This window comes from Stenotrophomonas oahuensis (genome assembly GCF_031834595.1).
Taxonomy (GTDB): domain Bacteria; phylum Pseudomonadota; class Gammaproteobacteria; order Xanthomonadales; family Xanthomonadaceae; genus Stenotrophomonas; species Stenotrophomonas oahuensis.
The window spans coordinates 1,869,552-1,886,477 of record NZ_CP115541.1 but is presented as its reverse complement, the minus strand read 5'-3'; the positions used below and the strand labels follow the sequence as shown (position 1 = coordinate 1,886,477).

Sequence of the window (16,926 nt, the reverse complement as noted above, 5' to 3'; positions counted from 1 at the left end):
GTGTCAGTGTCAGTGCAGCGTCAGCGTGGCCTGCAGGCCGCCGCCTTCGCGATTGGACAATCGAAGCCGCCCACCCAGCGCCTGCGCCAGCTGCTGGGCAATCGCCAGCCCCAGCCCAGTTCCGCCTGTATCGCGACTACGCGAAGGTTCCAACCGGGTGAACGGCTGCAGCACCTGTTCAAGCTGGTTTTCAGGGATACCCGGACCCCGATCAAGCACATCTACGTGCACGACTCCACCCTCCACCCGCAGCCGGGTCTCCACCGCACCGGCATAGGTAAGCGCGTTGTCGATCAGATTCTGCAGCACCCGCCGCAGCACCAGCGGATGGGTGTCACGCAACGCGCTCTCTGACGCCTGCAGACGAACGTCACGTCCGGCATCCTGATAGTCATCCACCACGCTTTCAACGAACGCACGCAGATCCAGGCGCACCGGCGCGTCCAACGCAATGCGGGCTCCGCGCGCATAGTTCAGCCCGTCGCAGACCAGTTGGCTGACCTGGTCGATATCGCGCATCAGCTTGTCCTGCGTATCGCCTTCCTCCATCGCCTCCACGCGCAGGCGCATGCGGGTCAAGGGCGTCTGCAGATCATGCGAGATGGCCGCCAGCAGCTGGGTGCGCTCAGACACATGTGCGGCGACACGCGTCTGCAGGGCATTCAACGCCCGTGCCGCCTGCATGACTTCGGTCGGACCGCGCTCCGGCAGCGCTGCGCCTCGGCCGGCCGGGTCCATCTGCCCGGCCGCCGAGGCCAGGCGGGCAAGCGGCCGTGTTGCCAGTCGCACCGCCGCCGCCACGCAGATCAGCAACAACAGCACCTGCACTACCAGCACCCACGGCAGCCAGGTGGCGACAGGCATCAACGAGGGCGTGACTTCGATGGTGAGCGGGCTGCCATCACGCAGACTCAGCTCCACCTCATAACGTTCGGGTACCCGTGACACCGCGCGGGGCCACAGCGCGTACTCGCGCCCAAGCGCATCGTGAATCAAGGCAGTCACCTGACGCGCGCGCGCACTATCCAACGCGGTTCCCGGCTGCGCTGGGCGCAGCAGATAGCGGTAGGTGCGTCGTTCCAGACGGGGAATCCATGCGGCGCGTTCGGCCGCGGGCAGGCGTTCCAGCAGTGCCACGCTCACCGGCACGTCCTCGTACAGGTTGCGCAGCATCATGCTGCGCGTGGCATCCATGCGCTCCTGGAACAGCAGCGCGAATGACAGCGCATGCGCCAACAGCAGCCCGATGCCCAGAATCAGCAGCAGCCGCATCCACAGCGTGCGCGGCAGCAGATGCCAGCGTCGGGCCGGCGCGCTCATGCGCCCTCGCCGATCAGCACCACCGGCTGGCTGAACACATAGCCTTCGCTGCGTACCGTCTTGATGTAGGTCTGCTCACGCGCGCCATCGCCCAGCCGCTGGCGCAGGCGGCTGACCAGCAGGTCGATGGAGCGATCGAACACCTCTGCGTCGCGCCCTTGGGTGAGGTTGAGCAGTTGGTCGCGGCTGAGCACCTGCTGCGGGTGGTCGATGAACACCCGCAGCAGGCGGAACTCTGCCCCGCTCAGCGGATACGCGGTATCGGCGGTGTCCAGCAGGTGCCGCGCAGTGGTATCCAGCCGCCAGTCGCCAAACCCGATCAGCCGGCTGGCTTCGGAAACCTGCAGGTTGGGCGGCAGCATGCGCGTGCGGCGCAGCACGGCATTGATGCGGGCCAGCAGCTCGCGCGAGGAAAACGGCTTGGTCAGGTAGTCGTCAGCGCCCATTTCCAGGCCGATGATGCGATCGGTCTCGTCGTCGCGCGCGGTCAGCAGCAGCACCGGCGTCGCTCGGTGCCGTCCGGCGCGAAGATTGCGACACAGCGACAGACCATCCTCGCCCGGCATCATCACGTCCAGCACCACCAGGTCGATATCGCTGGTGTCCAGCGTGGCCTTCATCTCGCGCCCCTCGGCTGCGAGGCTGACCCGCAGGCCATTTCGCCGCAGGTAGTCGCCCACCATCTGGCGGATGTCACGGTCGTCATCGACAACCAGGATGTGATCGGTGTGGGTGGACATGAAGAACGCTCGGCCGCCGTCAGGATGGGGCTCATGCCCCGTGGCGCTGATGTTAGCGCCCTCGTGGCCGGCACCGGGACCCGCCCGCGCAGGTCTTTGTACCAAAGTGTGTACGAAGCCTGCCTGGGTGCATTCGGAGACAAAAAGCCGGGTTGCGGGACACCTCGTGGATACGCGCAGGGCGCGAAATGTCGTCCAACCCACCTGGAGCCCTACACCCATGAATGCCCTCGATACCGTCCTTTACACCGGCAAGACCCACACCCTCGGCGGCCGTGAGGGCCATGCCCGTAGCGACGATGGCCAGCTGGATATCGTCCTTTCCCCGCCCGGCAGCCCGCGTCCCGGCACCAACCCCGAGCAGCTCTTCGCTGCAGGATGGTCGGCCTGCTTCCTGGGGGCCATGGGCTTCGCCGCGCGTGCTTTGCAGGTCGCGCTGCCCGCAGATGCGGCTGTGGATGCGGAAGTGGATCTGGGGCAAAACAGCGCGGGCTACCAGCTGCAGGCGCGGCTGCGGGTCCACCTGCCCGGGCTGGATGCTTCAACAGCACAGGCCATCATCGAACAGGCGCATCAGACCTGCCCGTACTCCAAAGCAACGCGCGGCAATATCAACGCGCAGATCGAACTGGGGTGAATACCATGAAGAAGCTGCCTGCCATCATCACCCTGCTGGGAGCATCTGTGTTTGCTGCCGCGTGTTCACCGTTGGCACCTGAGGACCCGGTGCCGCCCACTCATGCCTCGCCCTCACCGCTGGCCCCGGAGTTCGCCGGCATCGATCATTGGATCAACTCGCCCGCCCTGAAGATGAGTGACCTTCGCGGCAAGGTGGTGCTGGTGGAGTTCTGGACGTATTCGTGCATCAACTGCGCGCGGGTCGCCCCGCACGTGAAGCAGTGGCATGAGCTCTATCGCGACCAGGGTCTGGTGGTGGTGGGCGTGCATACGCCGGAATACGGGTATGAGAAGCAGCTTGGCAATGTGCAGGACGCGGTCAAACAGTTCGGCATCTCCTACCCGGTGGCGATGGACAACGGCTATGCGACCTGGAACGCGTATGGGAACCGGTTCTGGCCCGCGCTGTACCTGATCGATCAGGAGGGACGGATCGTGTATCAGCACCTGGGCGAAGGCGAGTACGCGCAGACGGAGGCCAAGATACGGTCACTGCTGATGCGTGGGCGGTAGGGTCGGTCGACAGACGACCGCCGATGATAATCATCACTGCTGTAACGCATGACCTTCGAACGGAGACGCGCTTCTTCGTTCGAAGGTCAAGCGTCCCAGCGCCGATCAGCGGTACGTGCGGTCGTCTATCGACCGACCCTACCCGTTCCGGTCATTTTTCCGGTCATTGTTCCGACACCGGACTCAACTTGCGCCCCACCGGCAGCGACCACTTCAGGTTGACTCCAAGCGTACCGACCACGATCAGCCCCAGCCCAGCCAGCTGGATGGGGCTCAATCGATGCCCATACACCAAGTAATCCAGCAGCAGTGCCACCAGCGGATACACAAATGCAATTACCGCAATGGTGGCCACCGGCAGATGCCGGTACGACGAATAAAACAGCACATACACAATGCCGCTGTGGATGATGCCCAGCCCGATCAACCACACCCAGTGGCCGCCGAGGTGAAGCGCGCCGGCATCGGCAAACCCTGCGAGCATCACCACACCCACCAGGCACTGCACGGTGACCAGCGCAAACGGCCGCTCGCGCCCGATCTGCCGCGACATCAGCAGCGACGCACCGCACAGCAGCGCCGCCAGCAGGGTCAATCCAATGCCCAGCAGGTAGCCGCTGCTCCCGGCCAGCACCTGCATGGGATCAGCCGACGCGGCCACACCCACGAACGCCAGCACCGTCCAGCCCCAGTCGGCGGGACGCGTGCGCTCCTTCAACACCAGCGCGGCCAGAATCAGCATCACGAACGGGAAGCAGTGATACACCATGGTCGCCACGCCGATCGACGACCGTGCCATGCCGGCAAACAGCGCCACCCAGTTCAGCACCAGCAGCACGCCGGAGATCACCGCGCCGCGCAGGAACACCCGGTCGCGCCACACGCCCTGCAGATGCCCGCGCGCAATGCCCCACGCCAGCAGAAACACTGCACCGAACAGGCAGCGGTAGAACACCGCGGTGATCGGGTCTTGGCCGCTTTCGTGGACGAACACACCGACCGAACCGATCAGGATTTCGGCCACCACCAGCTGCCAGAGAGCCAGCCGGGCCTGGGAGGGAGAGGACGCCTGCATGGCCGCTTCCGATGAGGGGGAAGGGCAGTCTGTGCCTCCACACGCGACCAATACAGACTCAGCTAGAATCAATTTCGACCAGTACAGATGGGAACACCCATGCTGCTCTATTCCGCCATTGCCGCCACCCTGCGCGACCAGATCGCGCAGGGCGTGCTGCGCGCCGGCGAGCGCCTGCCGTCGATCCGCCAGCTCGCCAGCGGCCACGGGGTCAGCCCCGCCACGGCTGTGCAGGCCTGTCTGCAGCTGGAGCGCGAGGGATTGGTGCAGGCTAGGCCGCGCTCCGGTTACTACGTGCTGGCCAGCCCGGAACCGCCACGCAGCACCGCGCCGCGCCGGCGCGTGCCGCGCCCGGTCGACAATCCCGCGCTGGCGCGGTTGCATGAACTGCTGGCCCGCACTGACCTGCTGGCGCTGCATAACGCTTCGCCGGCCACCGAACTGCTTCCGGCCAAGGCGTTGGCCACGTCGATGGCGCGAACGTTGCGCCGCAGCCAGCAACAGGCATTGGACTACGCGCCGCCGCAGGGGCATGCACCACTGCGGCGCTTGATCGCCCAGCGCTATGCGCGGCTGGCGACCGATGTATCACCTGACGAAGTGGTGATCACCGCCGGCTCCATGGAAGCAATCAGTCTCGCGCTGCGGGTGCTGACCCAGCCGGGCGACGTGGTGATCGTGGAAACGCCCACCTACCACGGCATTCTGCAGGCCGTGGCCGCGCACGGCCTGAAGGTACTGGAGCTGCCGCATCGCCAGGGCGGCGGGCTGGATCTGGCACGCCTGGACGTGCTGCTGGAACAGACGCCAGTACGTGCTGCCGTACTGGTCCCCAACTTCCACAACCCGCTGGGCACGGTGTTGGCCGACGCGGACAAGCAGGCCCTGCTGGACAGCTGCTCCCGCCACGGCACCGTGGTGATTGAAGATGACATCTACGGCGACCTCGGCTGGTCCGGTGAGCGCCCGCCGCCGCTGCGGCACTTCGACACGCGCGGACAGGTGCTGACCTGCAGTTCGTTCTCCAAGACACTGGCACCGGGGCTGCGGCTGGGTTGGATCCTGGGGACCGGCTGGACCGATGCGCTGGTGCGCGCGAAGTACCACTCCACTGTAGGCAACCCCACGCTGCCGCAGTTGGCGCTGGTCGATTACCTGGAACAGCATGACCTCGACCGGCATCTTCGCCGCCTGCGCCAGCAGCTGGCCGACAACGCCTGCCGCATGCAGCACGCCATCGCGCGCTACTGGCCGGAAGGCACACGGTGCAGCTCGCCCAAGGGTGGGCTTTCGCTGTGGCTGCAGTTGCCCGATGACGGTGATGCGGATGCCTTGGCTGCTGCTGCGATGGGCGAAGGCATTGGGATTTCGCCCGGCGCGCTGTTCTCCAGCCGAGGCGATTACCGCGACCATGTGCGGCTGGGCTGCGGCATGGCGTGGGATGCGAGACTGGAGAAAGCCGTGCAGCGGTTGGGTGAGCTCGCCGCAGAGGCGGTGCAGCCATAGCGAGTGCACGCTTTGGTAGCGTCGGTCGACAGACGACGACCGATAACAACAATCAACGCTGGGACGCATGACCATGGCTGGGGTAACGCGCCTCTCCGTTCAAAGGTCACTCGTCACCGTGCCGATCATTTCCATCGGCGGTCGTCTATCGACCGACCCTACCGCTGCATTAGTCAAGATCAATCACTCCGAAGCCTTACGACGTAGTGATCGGCGACCTCGTCATGAAGATTCACGCTACTTCTTGCGATGCCGGTTCAGCACCACCTGCAGTGAATCCGCTGGGCGTGCCTTCCGCATATCGATGCCCTCCAAGCGCGAGCTGTGGTGGAAATTCTGCGAGCGGGTTGCCTTGAACTGAACCGCAGGGTCGCGTGCAGCTGCTGCGAGCTTGGCAATAGCGTGGAAAGCACCACCTGCTGCTCATGGGAGGGCTGTGCCATCGCGGATGCGCTCAGGAGCACATCTGAGAGGCGGGTCTTGGCGGTCTCGGAAAGCGGTTGCGAAACATCTGTTCGAAGGGTGGGCTCGGTGAGCGCTACGGCCTGGATGTCGGAAATGAGCTGAAACAACGAATCCCAGCTGCGGGTTGCGAGCCTTACCCCCAGCGAGGCGTCCACTGACGCCTTCAGCGTCGTGAACGGCCCCAGCGCGCGCAGATCCGTAGGCCCGCCTACGGAAAGGATGTCGCCTGCGGTGAGCGTCGTGGGTGCCATGCAGTTCACGTGTGCCGGTCGATAAAGTCCATTATACGAGGCCACGGTTTACCCGCGCTGGCATGGGGGGAGTTTCGAGCCATATGCGACACGCCATTCCGGCCCATGGCATCATTCCCTAACACCTCCGCCCAGCGATTCGCCCATGAAGGTCCACTTCGTCATCCATGAGTCCTTCGAGGCCCCGGGGGCCTACCTGCGGTGGGTAAAGGAACGTGGCCATACCGCCACTTTTACCCACCTCCACGGTGGCGACGCACTGCCGGCGGATGCCAGCCAGCACGACATGCTGGTTGTCATGGGTGGCCCGCAGTCCCCTGCCACGTCCCAAGCCGAGTGCCCACACTTCAATGCCCATGCGGAGATGGTGTTGATTCGCTCGTTCGTCGAGGTTGGAAAGCTTGTCGTCGGCGTCTGCCTGGGCGCGCAGCTGCTGGGCGAAGCGTTGGGTGGGCAGCACGAACGCAGCCCGGAGAAGGAGATCGGCAAGTTCCCGATCACGCTGACGCCGGAAGGCCGCACCAACCCCAAGTTCGCCGACTTCACCGACACGCTGGACGTGGGTCACTGGCACGGCGACATGCCTGGGCTGACATCGGAAGCGACGATCATCGCGACCAGCGAAGGCTGCCCGCGCCAGATCATCGAATACAGCTCGCGCGCTTATGGCTTCCAGTGCCATATGGAGTTCACACCGGAGGTGGTGGAGATGCTGATTGCAGCGTCCACGCAGGAGCTGGCCGCGCTGCGTGACCGTCCTTTCGTGCAGAAGGCTGACATGCTGCGCGCACAGGACTGGTCACAGATGAATCAGGCGCTGTTCGGCTTCCTGGACAAGCTGGAAGCCGAACGCGCTTCCTAACGGTGTTGTCATCGTCCGCCCCGGCCTAGTCGCGGGTGCGTGGCGGGACGTTGCTATCGATGGTCAAGTCCACGTCCAGCGGTCGGGGTTGCAGTTCGATGTAGCGCTGGAACAACAGCCGTGCCAGTTCGCCCGGGCTGCGATTGGCGCGGCGCGCGGCCACGTTGAAGCTGCGCCGCATGGCCTGGCTCATGCGCACGCGCAGGCAGCCGGACCGCCTCATCGCACACTCCCTACGCCGCCCTTGCGTTGGCGGTTCGTCTCCACTTCCGTGTACTGCACCACGCGCTTGATGATGCGGGGCATGTGCCGGGCCACCGGGCCGCACGGACGAACCGGTCGTACCCAGAAGCCATCGTCCAGCGTCACCACTTCCAACCCTGCACCCGCAGGCATGTTCATGTCGTAGATCCAGTAGCCCCGGAAGGTCATGAACGGTTCGTTGTCGTCGTTGCAGGCGTCGCAGACGTACTGCGGGTGGGCGGCCTGTTCCTGCTCGGTGTAGGCGTCTTCTACTTCATCACGGATGGGTCCAGCGTGGTGCGTGTCTGACCAATGCTTATGCATTTCTCTTCCCTCATCGGTTTTTACCCCTCGCCGGGATGGCGAGGGGGTCGGGAGGTTAGAAGCCGGGCAATAGCAGCCGGTGCGACGTATTTCCCCCGTATGAGGGTGTTGTATTAGCCACCCTCCCGACTCGGGACGTCTTCAAGTATTTGCTATTGCATGGGCTTCTACACCCGGGCAGCACCTTGCCGGATGCGCGGCGGGAATGAAATGAGCATTTTCCTAGGACCTCTTGCGACACCCGTACAACTGGAGCGAATGACGCGAATGGCTCGCGATTTTCTGACGTTTGCTGCAGATTGCGATGCGTGTTGTCGGATTCCGCACATCTTGATGTCGGGATTCTGGCGCATGAATTTTTTCGCGATCTGAAAATGGTGCGACGCATCTGACACCGCGGACACGCATGGCGTGTCCCTACAACGCATGCCCGCGCATTTGTCATCCGATGCATCCCGGCCGCCGACCGGATCGCTGGAGAAATGCTCTGGTAGAGACGGTCGCAAGACGTCTGCCGATAGCAACGATCACCGCTTTAGCGCATGGAACCCGACGGACTCGCGCTTAAATCACCAGCGTTCAAAACCATGCACAAACAACAAAGCCACCCGAAGGTGGCTTTAGCTTGCTGCAAGAGCGGCGCCCGCAGACCTGACAACTCAACCGGTCCACAGTCAGCCAGCAACTCGCTCTACTTCTCGAAGCCCAATGTCTGCCGCGCGTCGGAATGCTCCTTCCACTGCAACGATATCCGCAGCCGTCACGCCATGCTCTTCAAACACGCTCTTCCATGGCCTCACTGCGGCGACCAGCTCAAGAATGAGACGTGCTGCCTCGGTGCGCCTCAATCCAAACTGCCCCGCGCTGGAGAGTGCGTTGTCCAGCCTTGCGAGCCGCCCTTGCACGCCCACACCAATGGCGAGAAAGCGTTCCGTACCCGCGACAGGTGCAGGCACCACGTCATAAAGCGGGCTCAACCGCCAGCGGCCCAAACGGGTCCCATCTGCCAGAGTATCGGTGCAGTCGTACAGAAATGCATGATTCCGCAGGTGATCGTCGTTGTTGGTGACAAGGATATTGAAGACCATGCGTCTGAAGAGCTCAGTCCTGTCAGCCTGGACCTGTTCTACAGGCCCGCGGGCACTGATGACTTCCGCCAGAGCGGCATAGGAGCCCTCTGCTGATGACATTTCGGGCAGCCCCAGCATGGTGAGCGCTGAAACCATGTGACGCCGCTGCATTCCCTCTGCTGTAGGCACACGATCGAAGCGTTGAATCATCATAGCGGTTCGTCCACCGTCCAACGGCACCAACCGTAGATCCGGCACGGTGAGTCCTGCGCGCTTGGCCAACTGCAACGTGGCGTGCTCCACGGCTGGCACGCTGAAGCGCCGGTCTGACCGGGAAGGGAACTTCGCGACGTACTGTCGGCCGTCGTGGATAACCACCGCCTTTGGCCGCATGCCGCCCAGCGTGGGTCCACCATCGAAGTAGGGAGCCAACTGAGCTGGAATCGTCTCACCGGATTCAATTCTGTCGACCGCATCGAGCAGATAAGGTAGATCCACCTGGTGCGGCAGCGTACTCGGTGCCGGCGCGCTGTTCCTTTCTCGACGGATGTCCAGTGCGCCCACCCTGTCGCTTCCGGCATGATCCAGATAATCAACCTCAGACAACGTACCTTGTTGACGCAGGCGGTTCTCAATGACGCGGCGGCCCCACGAGTCCGGACTCGCATCGCGGACAGCACCAAATGCTTCCAGTTGATTTGCTGGGAACCTCTGCCTGTCTGCCCCCGTAGGGAGGGACAGCGAGATCGGATCCACTTCCACCGCCCCACCCCGCTGCAGATAGCGATCACCGTAGTTGAACGCAGAGGTCTGCAGTTGGCCGTTCTTCATCACCAGATCCAGTTGCCCCGCAGGCACGGCTTCGGTCTGGCCGGGTAGGTGGATAAAGACGTAACGACGAGCCATTTCAGAAATCCAGGTCTGCTACTGCGGATGAACGTGCACGCTTGCGGCCCTTGTGCTCCAGAAGCGCTTGCGTGGTCGGGTCGGCCAACTCGCTGATGTGGTGCAGAAGTCCGAGCTGTTCGAGCATCAGCAGCACGGTGCCCAGGCCGCTTTCGACGCCGCCTTTCTCCACGCGCATGACAGTTGATGGACTCGTTTTGGCTCTGACTGCCAGCTCTGACTGCGTCATCGAACGTGCCAGTCGAGCCTGACGGATGAGTTTGCCCAAATGGGCGGCGGCGCGCCGGACTGCCGGAGACACCAGGTCACTGGGCGAAGTGCGCATTTCCGTCATTCCTGATTGTTTACAACCTATAAGCTACCATATATGACGGATCATCGCGCCATTTCCGCCTGGCAATGCGAGATTTCGTAATCAGTCATATATGACTGTTAAAGTGCATTAATCCGTCATGTATGACTTACTTTCGAGGATCGATCCTCGCTGACGCTTGCTGCACGGCGTAGTTCGTGGTGCGGATGAAACCCTGAGGTTTCCACTGACGGCTGCCTATGCAACCCGCAGGTTTCAAATACAGGATGTGTGCTGCCAGTGGCCCGGTATGGGGTATGAGATCACGCTGGCAGCCGACGCACACACCACCCACGACAAGCCGCATGCGCCAGCCACGGCGATCATTGCCCACCACAACGCTACGCTGCCGAACATCCGCAGTTTCGGGGTAAGGATTGCCGCTGTGCCAGTTGATGGGGTTGTGTTCTAGGCATTGCCACTGGTCACCGGCAACCGTGCCGGGGTTGCCCTTCCGAGCTTCAAGCCAAACAACGGCCGCAACCACCTCACCCGGCGGATGACTTCATACAAGCCAAACGCCAGCACAAACGTCATCAGCACCAGTAGTGGCCCTTCCACACCCGGCGTAAGCCGCAGCGGCTTCATGTTGTACGCAGCGACCACAATGATGGTCTGATGCAGGATGTAGACTGGAAACACGGCCGGCACCAGATAGCGCAGCGCGCGGCTGTCGCCAGGGCTCCAGTGCCGGGCAAAGCCCAACACCGCCACAATGGCACACCACTGGTCCAGCCCCCATACGGCGCGCATGGCCATGCGCAGCATCTCCGGTGGATCCGCGTCGGCGTACGCGTGGAAGTAAGCCAGCAGCCCTGCCCAGCTGGCCAGCCAGAGCAGAAGCGCCAGCCAGCGCAGCCGCGCGAGTGCATCCCAGAAGGGCGCAGCGCGTGCCAGCAGAAGCCCCAGCAGGAACACGCTGAAGTACTGGGCGTGGCTGTACCAGTCATCAATCAGCGCATGGGTCTGTTCGAAGCGGCTGGCCAGGGCGATACGCAGCGCACCCAGCAGGAGCGCAGGCAGAATGAGCGCGCCCAGCCCGGACAGCGGTCGTTCCAGTAACTGCCCCAACTTCTGCAAGGCGCGCGGTGCGAGCGCCCAGATCAGCCACAGTACGGCGGTGTAGGCCCACAGGTAAGCGACGAACCACAAGTGGTTCCAGGTGGGGACGAGCAGGCAACCCTCGGCATCGCAGAATCCGCCGTAACCGGTGAAGTACTTGCCCAGAAACGCGAGATAGCCGGCGTGGTAGCCACCAGGCAGCTGCTCCACCACTTCATAGTAGGACTGCGGCGGCACCACCACGGCAATGCCGAACGCCAACGGCACCAGCAACCGCCACGAGCGCGATGCCAGCACACGGCGCTTGCTGCCTGCGTCCGGCTCGGTCCCGGCCGGGCCACCAAACAGGAACGCTGTCGCTACCCCGGAGACCAGGAACAGCAACGAAAGCCGCCATGGGGAGCTCAGCATCATCAGCGGCTCCAGCGTGGTGCTGGCGTAGGGGCTTTTCACGTGCCAGCTCCAGGTCACGTAGTACATGCCGACGTGGTAAAGCACCAGCACGCCGAAGGCGCAGACACGAACCCAGTCCAGATCATAACGGCGGTGCATGCCCAGCTCCGATGGAAAGAGCCCCTACCCTGCTACGGGCTGCAGAGGGGAAACAGCGCGGAGGGCCAGGCCGCGGGGGTTCTGGGACGAACCGACTGCGGAAAGTGACGAAGCGAAATGGTCGTCACGACGGGTGCCACCTACACTGGCACCATGACATCCCCCGTTTTGATGCCCTACGAACGTTACCTGCCCTGGCGGCGCTGGTGTGAAGCCGGATTCTGGCTGCTGCTTATCGGTGCGAACCTGGTAGGCAACAGCATCACCACGCTGATCGAGCTACGCCGCTCCGACCCTGCCGCCGAGGTCTGGCAGCCCGTGGTCTGGGAGGCCAGCAGCGCCCTGATGTGGCTGCTGCTGATTCCCGTGCTGGTGGTATACACACGCCGGTTCCCCCTGCATTGGGACACCTGGCGGCGCTGGGCATTGGCCTTTGTGCCCTTGAGCCTCGCCGTCTGCCTGGTGCACGTGGCCGGCATGGTCACGCTTCGCATACTGGCGTACCGGCTGATGGAAATGGAGTACACCTTCGGCCCCTGGCCGCGCGAGTTGGCCTACGAGTACCTGAAGGACGTGCGCAGCGTGGCCACGATCATCCTGCTGATCGAGGGTTATCGCTTCCTGCTGCGGCGCTGGCAGGGCGAGGCGAGCCTGCTGACCGAGCCGGATGAGGGCCCACCGGTGGAGCCCGTGGAACGTCCCGGTCGCTTCGTGGTGCGCAAGCTGGGCCGCGATTTCCTGATTGCCGCGGACGACATCGAATGGGCGCAAGCCGCCGGGAACTATGTGAACCTTCGCGTGCGCGGGCATGACTACCCGCTGCGCAGCACCTTGGCCAGTTTCGAGGCCCTGCTCGACCCCAAGCGGTTCCAGCGCATCCATCGCAGCTATCTGGTGGCGCTCGACCACATCGCTTCGCTGGAACCGCTGGATACCGGCGATGCCCGTGTGCACCTGCGCGACGGCACTACCCTGCCCTGCAGCCGGCGCTACCGGCAGGAGTTGAGGGAGCGTGCGGGGCTGGGGGTCATTTCAGCAGCGACCGCAGGATAAGCACACCTGCAACCAGAAGCGCAGCCCAGAACAACAGACCCACCGCGGCGCATGCCGTTTCGGATGGCTCCTTGTTCGGCCGCAACGTCACCAGCACGATATGGCCGGTGCCTTTGATGATGGCCTCGAAGAAGATGTCCACGAAGACGTAGATCACGAAGCGGAACAGGCCGCCGAACAGGCTTCCTGCGATGTCATCCAATGGCATGTGTCAGTCCGTGGTCAAGCGCGCCAGGGCTTTCTTCAGCTTGGCATTTGGCTGGAAGGGGGCGTCGAGCGCATCCAAAAATCGACGCGACTCCTCTTCGGAAAGTATCACAATCGGTTCCGCAGCACGGGCGAACCACTCCTTGACAGCGGGGTTCTGGCGAAGACTCAGGCGGGCGGTGTGGGTCGTCATGGCGGGCTCCTTATGTGGAATGTTCCCGCACATCTCTCCAAGGTCAACTCAGCGTGTCGCGAAACGCCCAAGTAGCCACGTGGTACCGCGCCATAGCCCCAACCGGCTGAACGCCAAGACACCTCGTGCGTACACCCCGCCGATTCTCTGCAGACGGGCTTCCTGAACCAATCCCTGCCAGCACACTGATCCACCCGGTATTAGGGATCGCCTGATGTCCTCGCGCGGGCGCGCTTTCTACGCTGACGTCATTCAGCGTGTAACCGCGCGCAGCTACAGGAGATCCCTTCGAATGAACGCTATTCTCAACCGCCGTCGCAGCGGGTCGGCCGGCAATCGCCTGGCCTGCGTCCCCTTGATGCCTACCCTGCTGGCCAGTGCGCTGTGGGCGACGCTGCCTGCCGCTGCCGCTGACTATGTCACCCCGGTTTCCGTGACCGACGGCACCACCAAGACATTGGGTAGCGACGATACCGTGAGTGTCTCCACCAGCAGCAATGCCGTTACGGCCAGTGGCACCGGCAGCACCATCACCATTGACGGCAGCCACATCGAGGCGCTGGGTACGGGCGGCGGTGTGTATGCCGCTTCGGGCGGCCAGGTCACCCTGCGCGACGCCGTCATCGCGGCCAATGCCAATACGCTTTACGCCAATGGCGTTGGCAGCGTGATCGACGCCACCAACGTCAGCATCATCCCTGGCGGCACGTCCACCAACAGCAGCGCCATGCAGGCCGCTGCTGGCGGTGTGATCAACTACGCCGGCGGTGACATCACCCTGAGCAACATCGGTGGCTCGCTCGTCGCCACTGGTGCAGGCAGTGCCATCCACCTGGACGGCGTTCAGGTAAGCGCCGGCAAGAGTGGTCGCCTGCGCGCCAGCAATGCGGGCCTGCTGACCGTCCGCGACAGCCAGATCAACTTCGCGCCGGGTGGCACGCTGGCTGGCTTCGCAGTGGACGGCACCGGCAGCCGTGCCGAGGTGTATGACACCCAGGTGGACGGTGGCTGGTTCGACGTAAGCGGCAGCAACAGCAGCCTGCTGCTGCAGAACGTCACCGCCAACTCGGTGGGCGGCAGCCTGCGGGTGATGGGCAACACCACGTCCAGCACTTATGCCACTGCGGACATCGACGGCGGCTCGTTCAGCACCGTCGGGGGCTACGGCGTCAACATCAACAACTGGGGCTCGGTCAGCGCGCGCAGTGCCTCCTTCGACGTGCGCGACGGCTTCGCCGGCTTCTGGCTGTCCAGCGATGAGTCGCGACTGCAACTGACCGACAGCACCGTGGATACGTGGACCAACACCAACGGCCACGGTGTGGAGGTGTATTCGGGTGAAGCCACGGTGGTGGGCGGTGCGATCACCACCCACGGCGACTCCGTATACGGCCTGCGCGTTACCGGCTCAACCGGCGGCACCTACAGCCGCATGGATGCCAGCGGCACCACCCTGACCGTGGCCGGAAACGGCGGCGGTGCGGTGTTCCTCGGTGGCTCGGCAGTCAGCGCGGCGCTGGACAACCTGACCATTCGCGGTGCGGGTACGAGTACGTTCGGTCTGGTACAGATGAACACGGCGGTGCTGTCCGAGGCCGATGCGCTGGACATCCGCATGACCGGCGACAACAGCGGTGCCTACCGTTCCTACCTGACCGCGTTCGGGCCCTACTGGAACAACGCTTCCTTCACCAACAGCAACTTCGAGTCGGCCAGTGGCCCGGCGCTGTGGCTGCAGGGCAGCAATCACGCCGTGACGCTGGACAACAGCACCGTGACTGCCGGCAACGGTACCGGCCGAGCGGTGCGGGTCAGCGATACCGTATTCACCGACGGCAGCAGCATCGCCACCAGCCAGGTGGACGTCTCCGCCACGAATGGCAGCACGCTGCTGGGCGACATCAGCGTGGACAGCGCGACCGCACAAGTGAACGTGGCACTGAACAACGGCAGCCTGCTGCATGGCGCGCTGGTGAACAGCACGGGCAATGCCGTGGCACAGCTGAGCGTAGACGGCACCAGCCAGTGGGCTGTGCGTGGCGACTCCAGTGTTGGCACGCTGACCCATGCCGGCAACATCACCTTCGATGCCCCGACCGCAGGCACGTTCAAGACCGTCACGGTGGCCGGCGACTACGTCGGCCAGGGCGGGCAGTGGGTATTCAACCGGGCTCTGGGCGATGACGCCTCGCCGGGTGACCAACTGGTCATCGAAGGCAACAGCAGCGGCACCGCCAGCGTCAGCGTGAACAACGCCGGCGGTGCGGGTGCGGACACCGTTGAGGGCATTCGTCTGATCACCGTCGGTGGGCAGTCCGACGCGGCGTTCAGCCTGCAGGGTCGTGCGGTGGCCGGTGCCTACGATTACTTCCTGTACAAGGGTGGCATCACCACCCCGGATGACGGCAACTGGTATCTGCGCTCTGTGTATGTCGATCCGGTGGATCCTGTCGATCCGGTGGATCCGGTTGACCCCGTCGACCCGGTGGATCCAGTGGACCCGGTGGACCCCGTCGATCCGGTACTCCCCGTTGACCCGGTTGACCCCACCGCTCCGGTAGACCCGATCCGTCCTGAAGTAGAGCGGCCGGAATCGGGCTCCTATCTGGCCAATCAGAGCGCCGCGCAGGGCATGTTCCGCCACAGCCTGTACGACCGTGCGGGCGATCCCGCCGCGCAGGCCAACGGCGATGACCGGATGGTGACCTGGGCACGGGTGCGCAGCAACCAACCGGAGGGCCATAATGCCAGCCGCCAGCTGCACGTGGACAGCCACGTCAATAGCGCGCTGGTTGGCGTGAGTCGCCGCTTTGCCGCCAATGAAGGCGGTGAACTGCAGGTCGGTGCGATGCTGGGTGTCGGCCACGCCAGCAACGACACGCGTTCCAGCGTGACTGGTTACACCTCCCGCGGTGTGGTCGATGGCAGCACCGCGGGCCTGTATGCCACCTGGTTGCAGAGTGTACAGATGGACGGCGGTGCATATGTCGACGGCTGGGTGCAGTACGGCCGCTTCCGCAACCGTGTGCAGGGCGAAGGCCTGGCCGAGGAACGCTATCGTTCGCACAGCTGGACCGGCTCGGCCGAAGCAGGCTATACGCTGCCGCTGGCCCGCAATGAACACCGCAGCGTGTATCTGGAGCCGCAGGTGCAGGTGATCCACAGCCGTTACGACGCCGATCAACTGGTGGAACAAAACAGCACGGCAGTGGAGCACGACAACAGCGGTACCACCACCACCCGCGTCGGGGTGCGTCTGTACACCCGCGCGGCAGACGCCGCCCAGCACCCGGTACAGCCGTATGTGGCACTGAACTGGTGGAATGGCGGCAACGATGCGGTCATCCGTATGGACGGTGAAGCCCTGCGTCGCCAGCTGCCGCAGGACATCTACGAAGCCAAGGCAGGCGTGCAGGTGAACCTGGGTGGAAGCTGGCGTGGCTGGGGTGAGCTGAACCGTCAGAGCGGCGGCATGGGCTTCCGCGACATCGGCGCGCAGATGGGTATTTCCTACCGCTGGTAACCGTCTCCGGGGGCGCGTGCACCGGGCATCC

The 16,926-nt window shown here is 63.9% G+C and carries 17 protein-coding genes; 6 read left to right on the top strand and 11 right to left on the bottom strand.

Annotated features, from left to right (window positions below):
• Positions 1-9: 9 nt before the first annotated feature.
• Positions 10-1,320 (bottom strand): ATP-binding protein, encoded by a 1,311-nt coding sequence (locus PDM29_RS08155; RefSeq protein ID WP_311193347.1) that lies wholly within the window; start codon positions 1,318-1,320, stop codon positions 10-12.
• On the bottom strand, positions 1,317-2,060 hold the full coding sequence (locus tag PDM29_RS08150; protein WP_311193346.1) for a response regulator: 744 nt from the start codon (positions 2,058-2,060) through the stop codon (positions 1,317-1,319). The genes PDM29_RS08155 and PDM29_RS08150 overlap by 4 nt, the downstream gene beginning before the upstream one ends.
• A gap of 220 nt (positions 2,061-2,280) precedes the next feature.
• Here PDM29_RS08150 and PDM29_RS08145 point away from each other — a divergent pair, with 220 nt between their 5' ends.
• Both PDM29_RS08145 and PDM29_RS08140 read left to right on the top strand, forming a co-directional pair.
• Positions 2,281-2,697, top strand: a complete 417-nt coding sequence (locus PDM29_RS08145) for an organic hydroperoxide resistance protein (RefSeq protein ID WP_311193345.1) — start codon at positions 2,281-2,283, stop codon at positions 2,695-2,697.
• Between the two features lie 5 nt (positions 2,698-2,702).
• On the top strand, positions 2,703-3,251 hold the full coding sequence (locus PDM29_RS08140; protein ID WP_311193344.1) for a thioredoxin family protein: 549 nt from the start codon (positions 2,703-2,705) through the stop codon (positions 3,249-3,251).
• Positions 3,252-3,414: 163 nt separating this feature from the next.
• On the opposite strand, the gene PDM29_RS08135 is transcribed toward PDM29_RS08140, so the two are convergent.
• The gene (locus tag PDM29_RS08135; RefSeq protein WP_311193343.1) at positions 3,415-4,326 is read right to left on the bottom strand and encodes a DMT family transporter; all 912 of its coding nucleotides are present in this window, start codon (positions 4,324-4,326) and stop codon (positions 3,415-3,417) included.
• 99 nt (positions 4,327-4,425) lie between these two features.
• Between PDM29_RS08135 and PDM29_RS08130 the strand changes: the two genes are divergently transcribed.
• A complete protein-coding gene (locus PDM29_RS08130; protein WP_311193342.1) occupies positions 4,426-5,832 on the top strand; it encodes an aminotransferase-like domain-containing protein in 1,407 nt (468 codons plus the stop codon).
• A gap of 237 nt (positions 5,833-6,069) precedes the next feature.
• Here PDM29_RS08130 and PDM29_RS21050 read toward each other — a convergent pair whose 3' ends face one another.
• Positions 6,070-6,231, bottom strand: a complete 162-nt coding sequence (locus tag PDM29_RS21050; protein WP_425508748.1) for a YhfG family protein — start codon at positions 6,229-6,231, stop codon at positions 6,070-6,072.
• A 462-nt stretch (positions 6,232-6,693) separates the two neighbouring features.
• Between PDM29_RS21050 and PDM29_RS08125 the strand changes: the two genes are divergently transcribed.
• The gene (locus tag PDM29_RS08125; RefSeq protein ID WP_311193341.1) at positions 6,694-7,410 is read left to right on the top strand and encodes a glutamine amidotransferase-related protein; all 717 of its coding nucleotides are present in this window, start codon (positions 6,694-6,696) and stop codon (positions 7,408-7,410) included.
• Between the two features lie 25 nt (positions 7,411-7,435).
• On the opposite strand, the gene PDM29_RS08120 is transcribed toward PDM29_RS08125, so the two are convergent.
• From PDM29_RS08120 to PDM29_RS08100, 5 genes are all read right to left on the bottom strand, one after another.
• Complete coding sequence (locus PDM29_RS08120; RefSeq protein ID WP_311193340.1) at positions 7,436-7,633, bottom strand: hypothetical protein; 198 nt, start codon at positions 7,631-7,633, stop codon at positions 7,436-7,438.
• A complete protein-coding gene (locus PDM29_RS08115; protein WP_311193339.1) occupies positions 7,630-7,977 on the bottom strand; it encodes a hypothetical protein in 348 nt (115 codons plus the stop codon). The genes PDM29_RS08120 and PDM29_RS08115 overlap by 4 nt, the downstream gene beginning before the upstream one ends.
• Positions 7,978-8,651: 674 nt before the next feature.
• Positions 8,652-9,953 (bottom strand): type II toxin-antitoxin system HipA family toxin, encoded by a 1,302-nt coding sequence (locus PDM29_RS08110; RefSeq protein ID WP_311193338.1) that lies wholly within the window; start codon positions 9,951-9,953, stop codon positions 8,652-8,654.
• A 1-nt stretch (position 9,954) separates the two neighbouring features.
• The gene (locus PDM29_RS08105) at positions 9,955-10,278 is read right to left on the bottom strand and encodes a helix-turn-helix domain-containing protein (protein ID WP_311193337.1); all 324 of its coding nucleotides are present in this window, start codon (positions 10,276-10,278) and stop codon (positions 9,955-9,957) included.
• Positions 10,279-10,713: 435 nt separating this feature from the next.
• Positions 10,714-11,919 carry an acyltransferase family protein gene (locus PDM29_RS08100; protein ID WP_311193336.1) on the bottom strand — a complete coding sequence of 402 codons (1,206 nt, stop codon included), beginning with the start codon at positions 11,917-11,919 and terminating at the stop codon, positions 10,714-10,716.
• Positions 11,920-12,072: 153 nt separating this feature from the next.
• Between PDM29_RS08100 and PDM29_RS08095 the strand changes: the two genes are divergently transcribed.
• Positions 12,073-12,972: a LytTR family DNA-binding domain-containing protein gene (locus PDM29_RS08095; protein ID WP_311193335.1), complete on the top strand. Its 900-nt coding sequence runs from the start codon at positions 12,073-12,075 to the stop codon at positions 12,970-12,972.
• Here the strand turns inward: PDM29_RS08095 and PDM29_RS08090 are convergent.
• Together PDM29_RS08090 and PDM29_RS08085 are read right to left on the bottom strand one after the other, a co-directional pair.
• A complete protein-coding gene (locus PDM29_RS08090) occupies positions 12,947-13,180 on the bottom strand; it encodes a hypothetical protein (protein ID WP_311193334.1) in 234 nt (77 codons plus the stop codon). The genes PDM29_RS08095 and PDM29_RS08090 overlap by 26 nt on opposite strands.
• Positions 13,181-13,183: 3 nt before the next feature.
• On the bottom strand, positions 13,184-13,372 hold the full coding sequence (locus tag PDM29_RS08085) for a type II toxin -antitoxin system TacA 1-like antitoxin (RefSeq protein ID WP_311193333.1): 189 nt from the start codon (positions 13,370-13,372) through the stop codon (positions 13,184-13,186).
• A gap of 292 nt (positions 13,373-13,664) precedes the next feature.
• Here PDM29_RS08085 and PDM29_RS08080 point away from each other — a divergent pair, with 292 nt between their 5' ends.
• Positions 13,665-16,895 (top strand): autotransporter family protein, encoded by a 3,231-nt coding sequence (locus PDM29_RS08080; RefSeq protein WP_311193332.1) that lies wholly within the window; start codon positions 13,665-13,667, stop codon positions 16,893-16,895.
• The last annotated feature ends 31 nt before the right edge of the window (positions 16,896-16,926 follow it).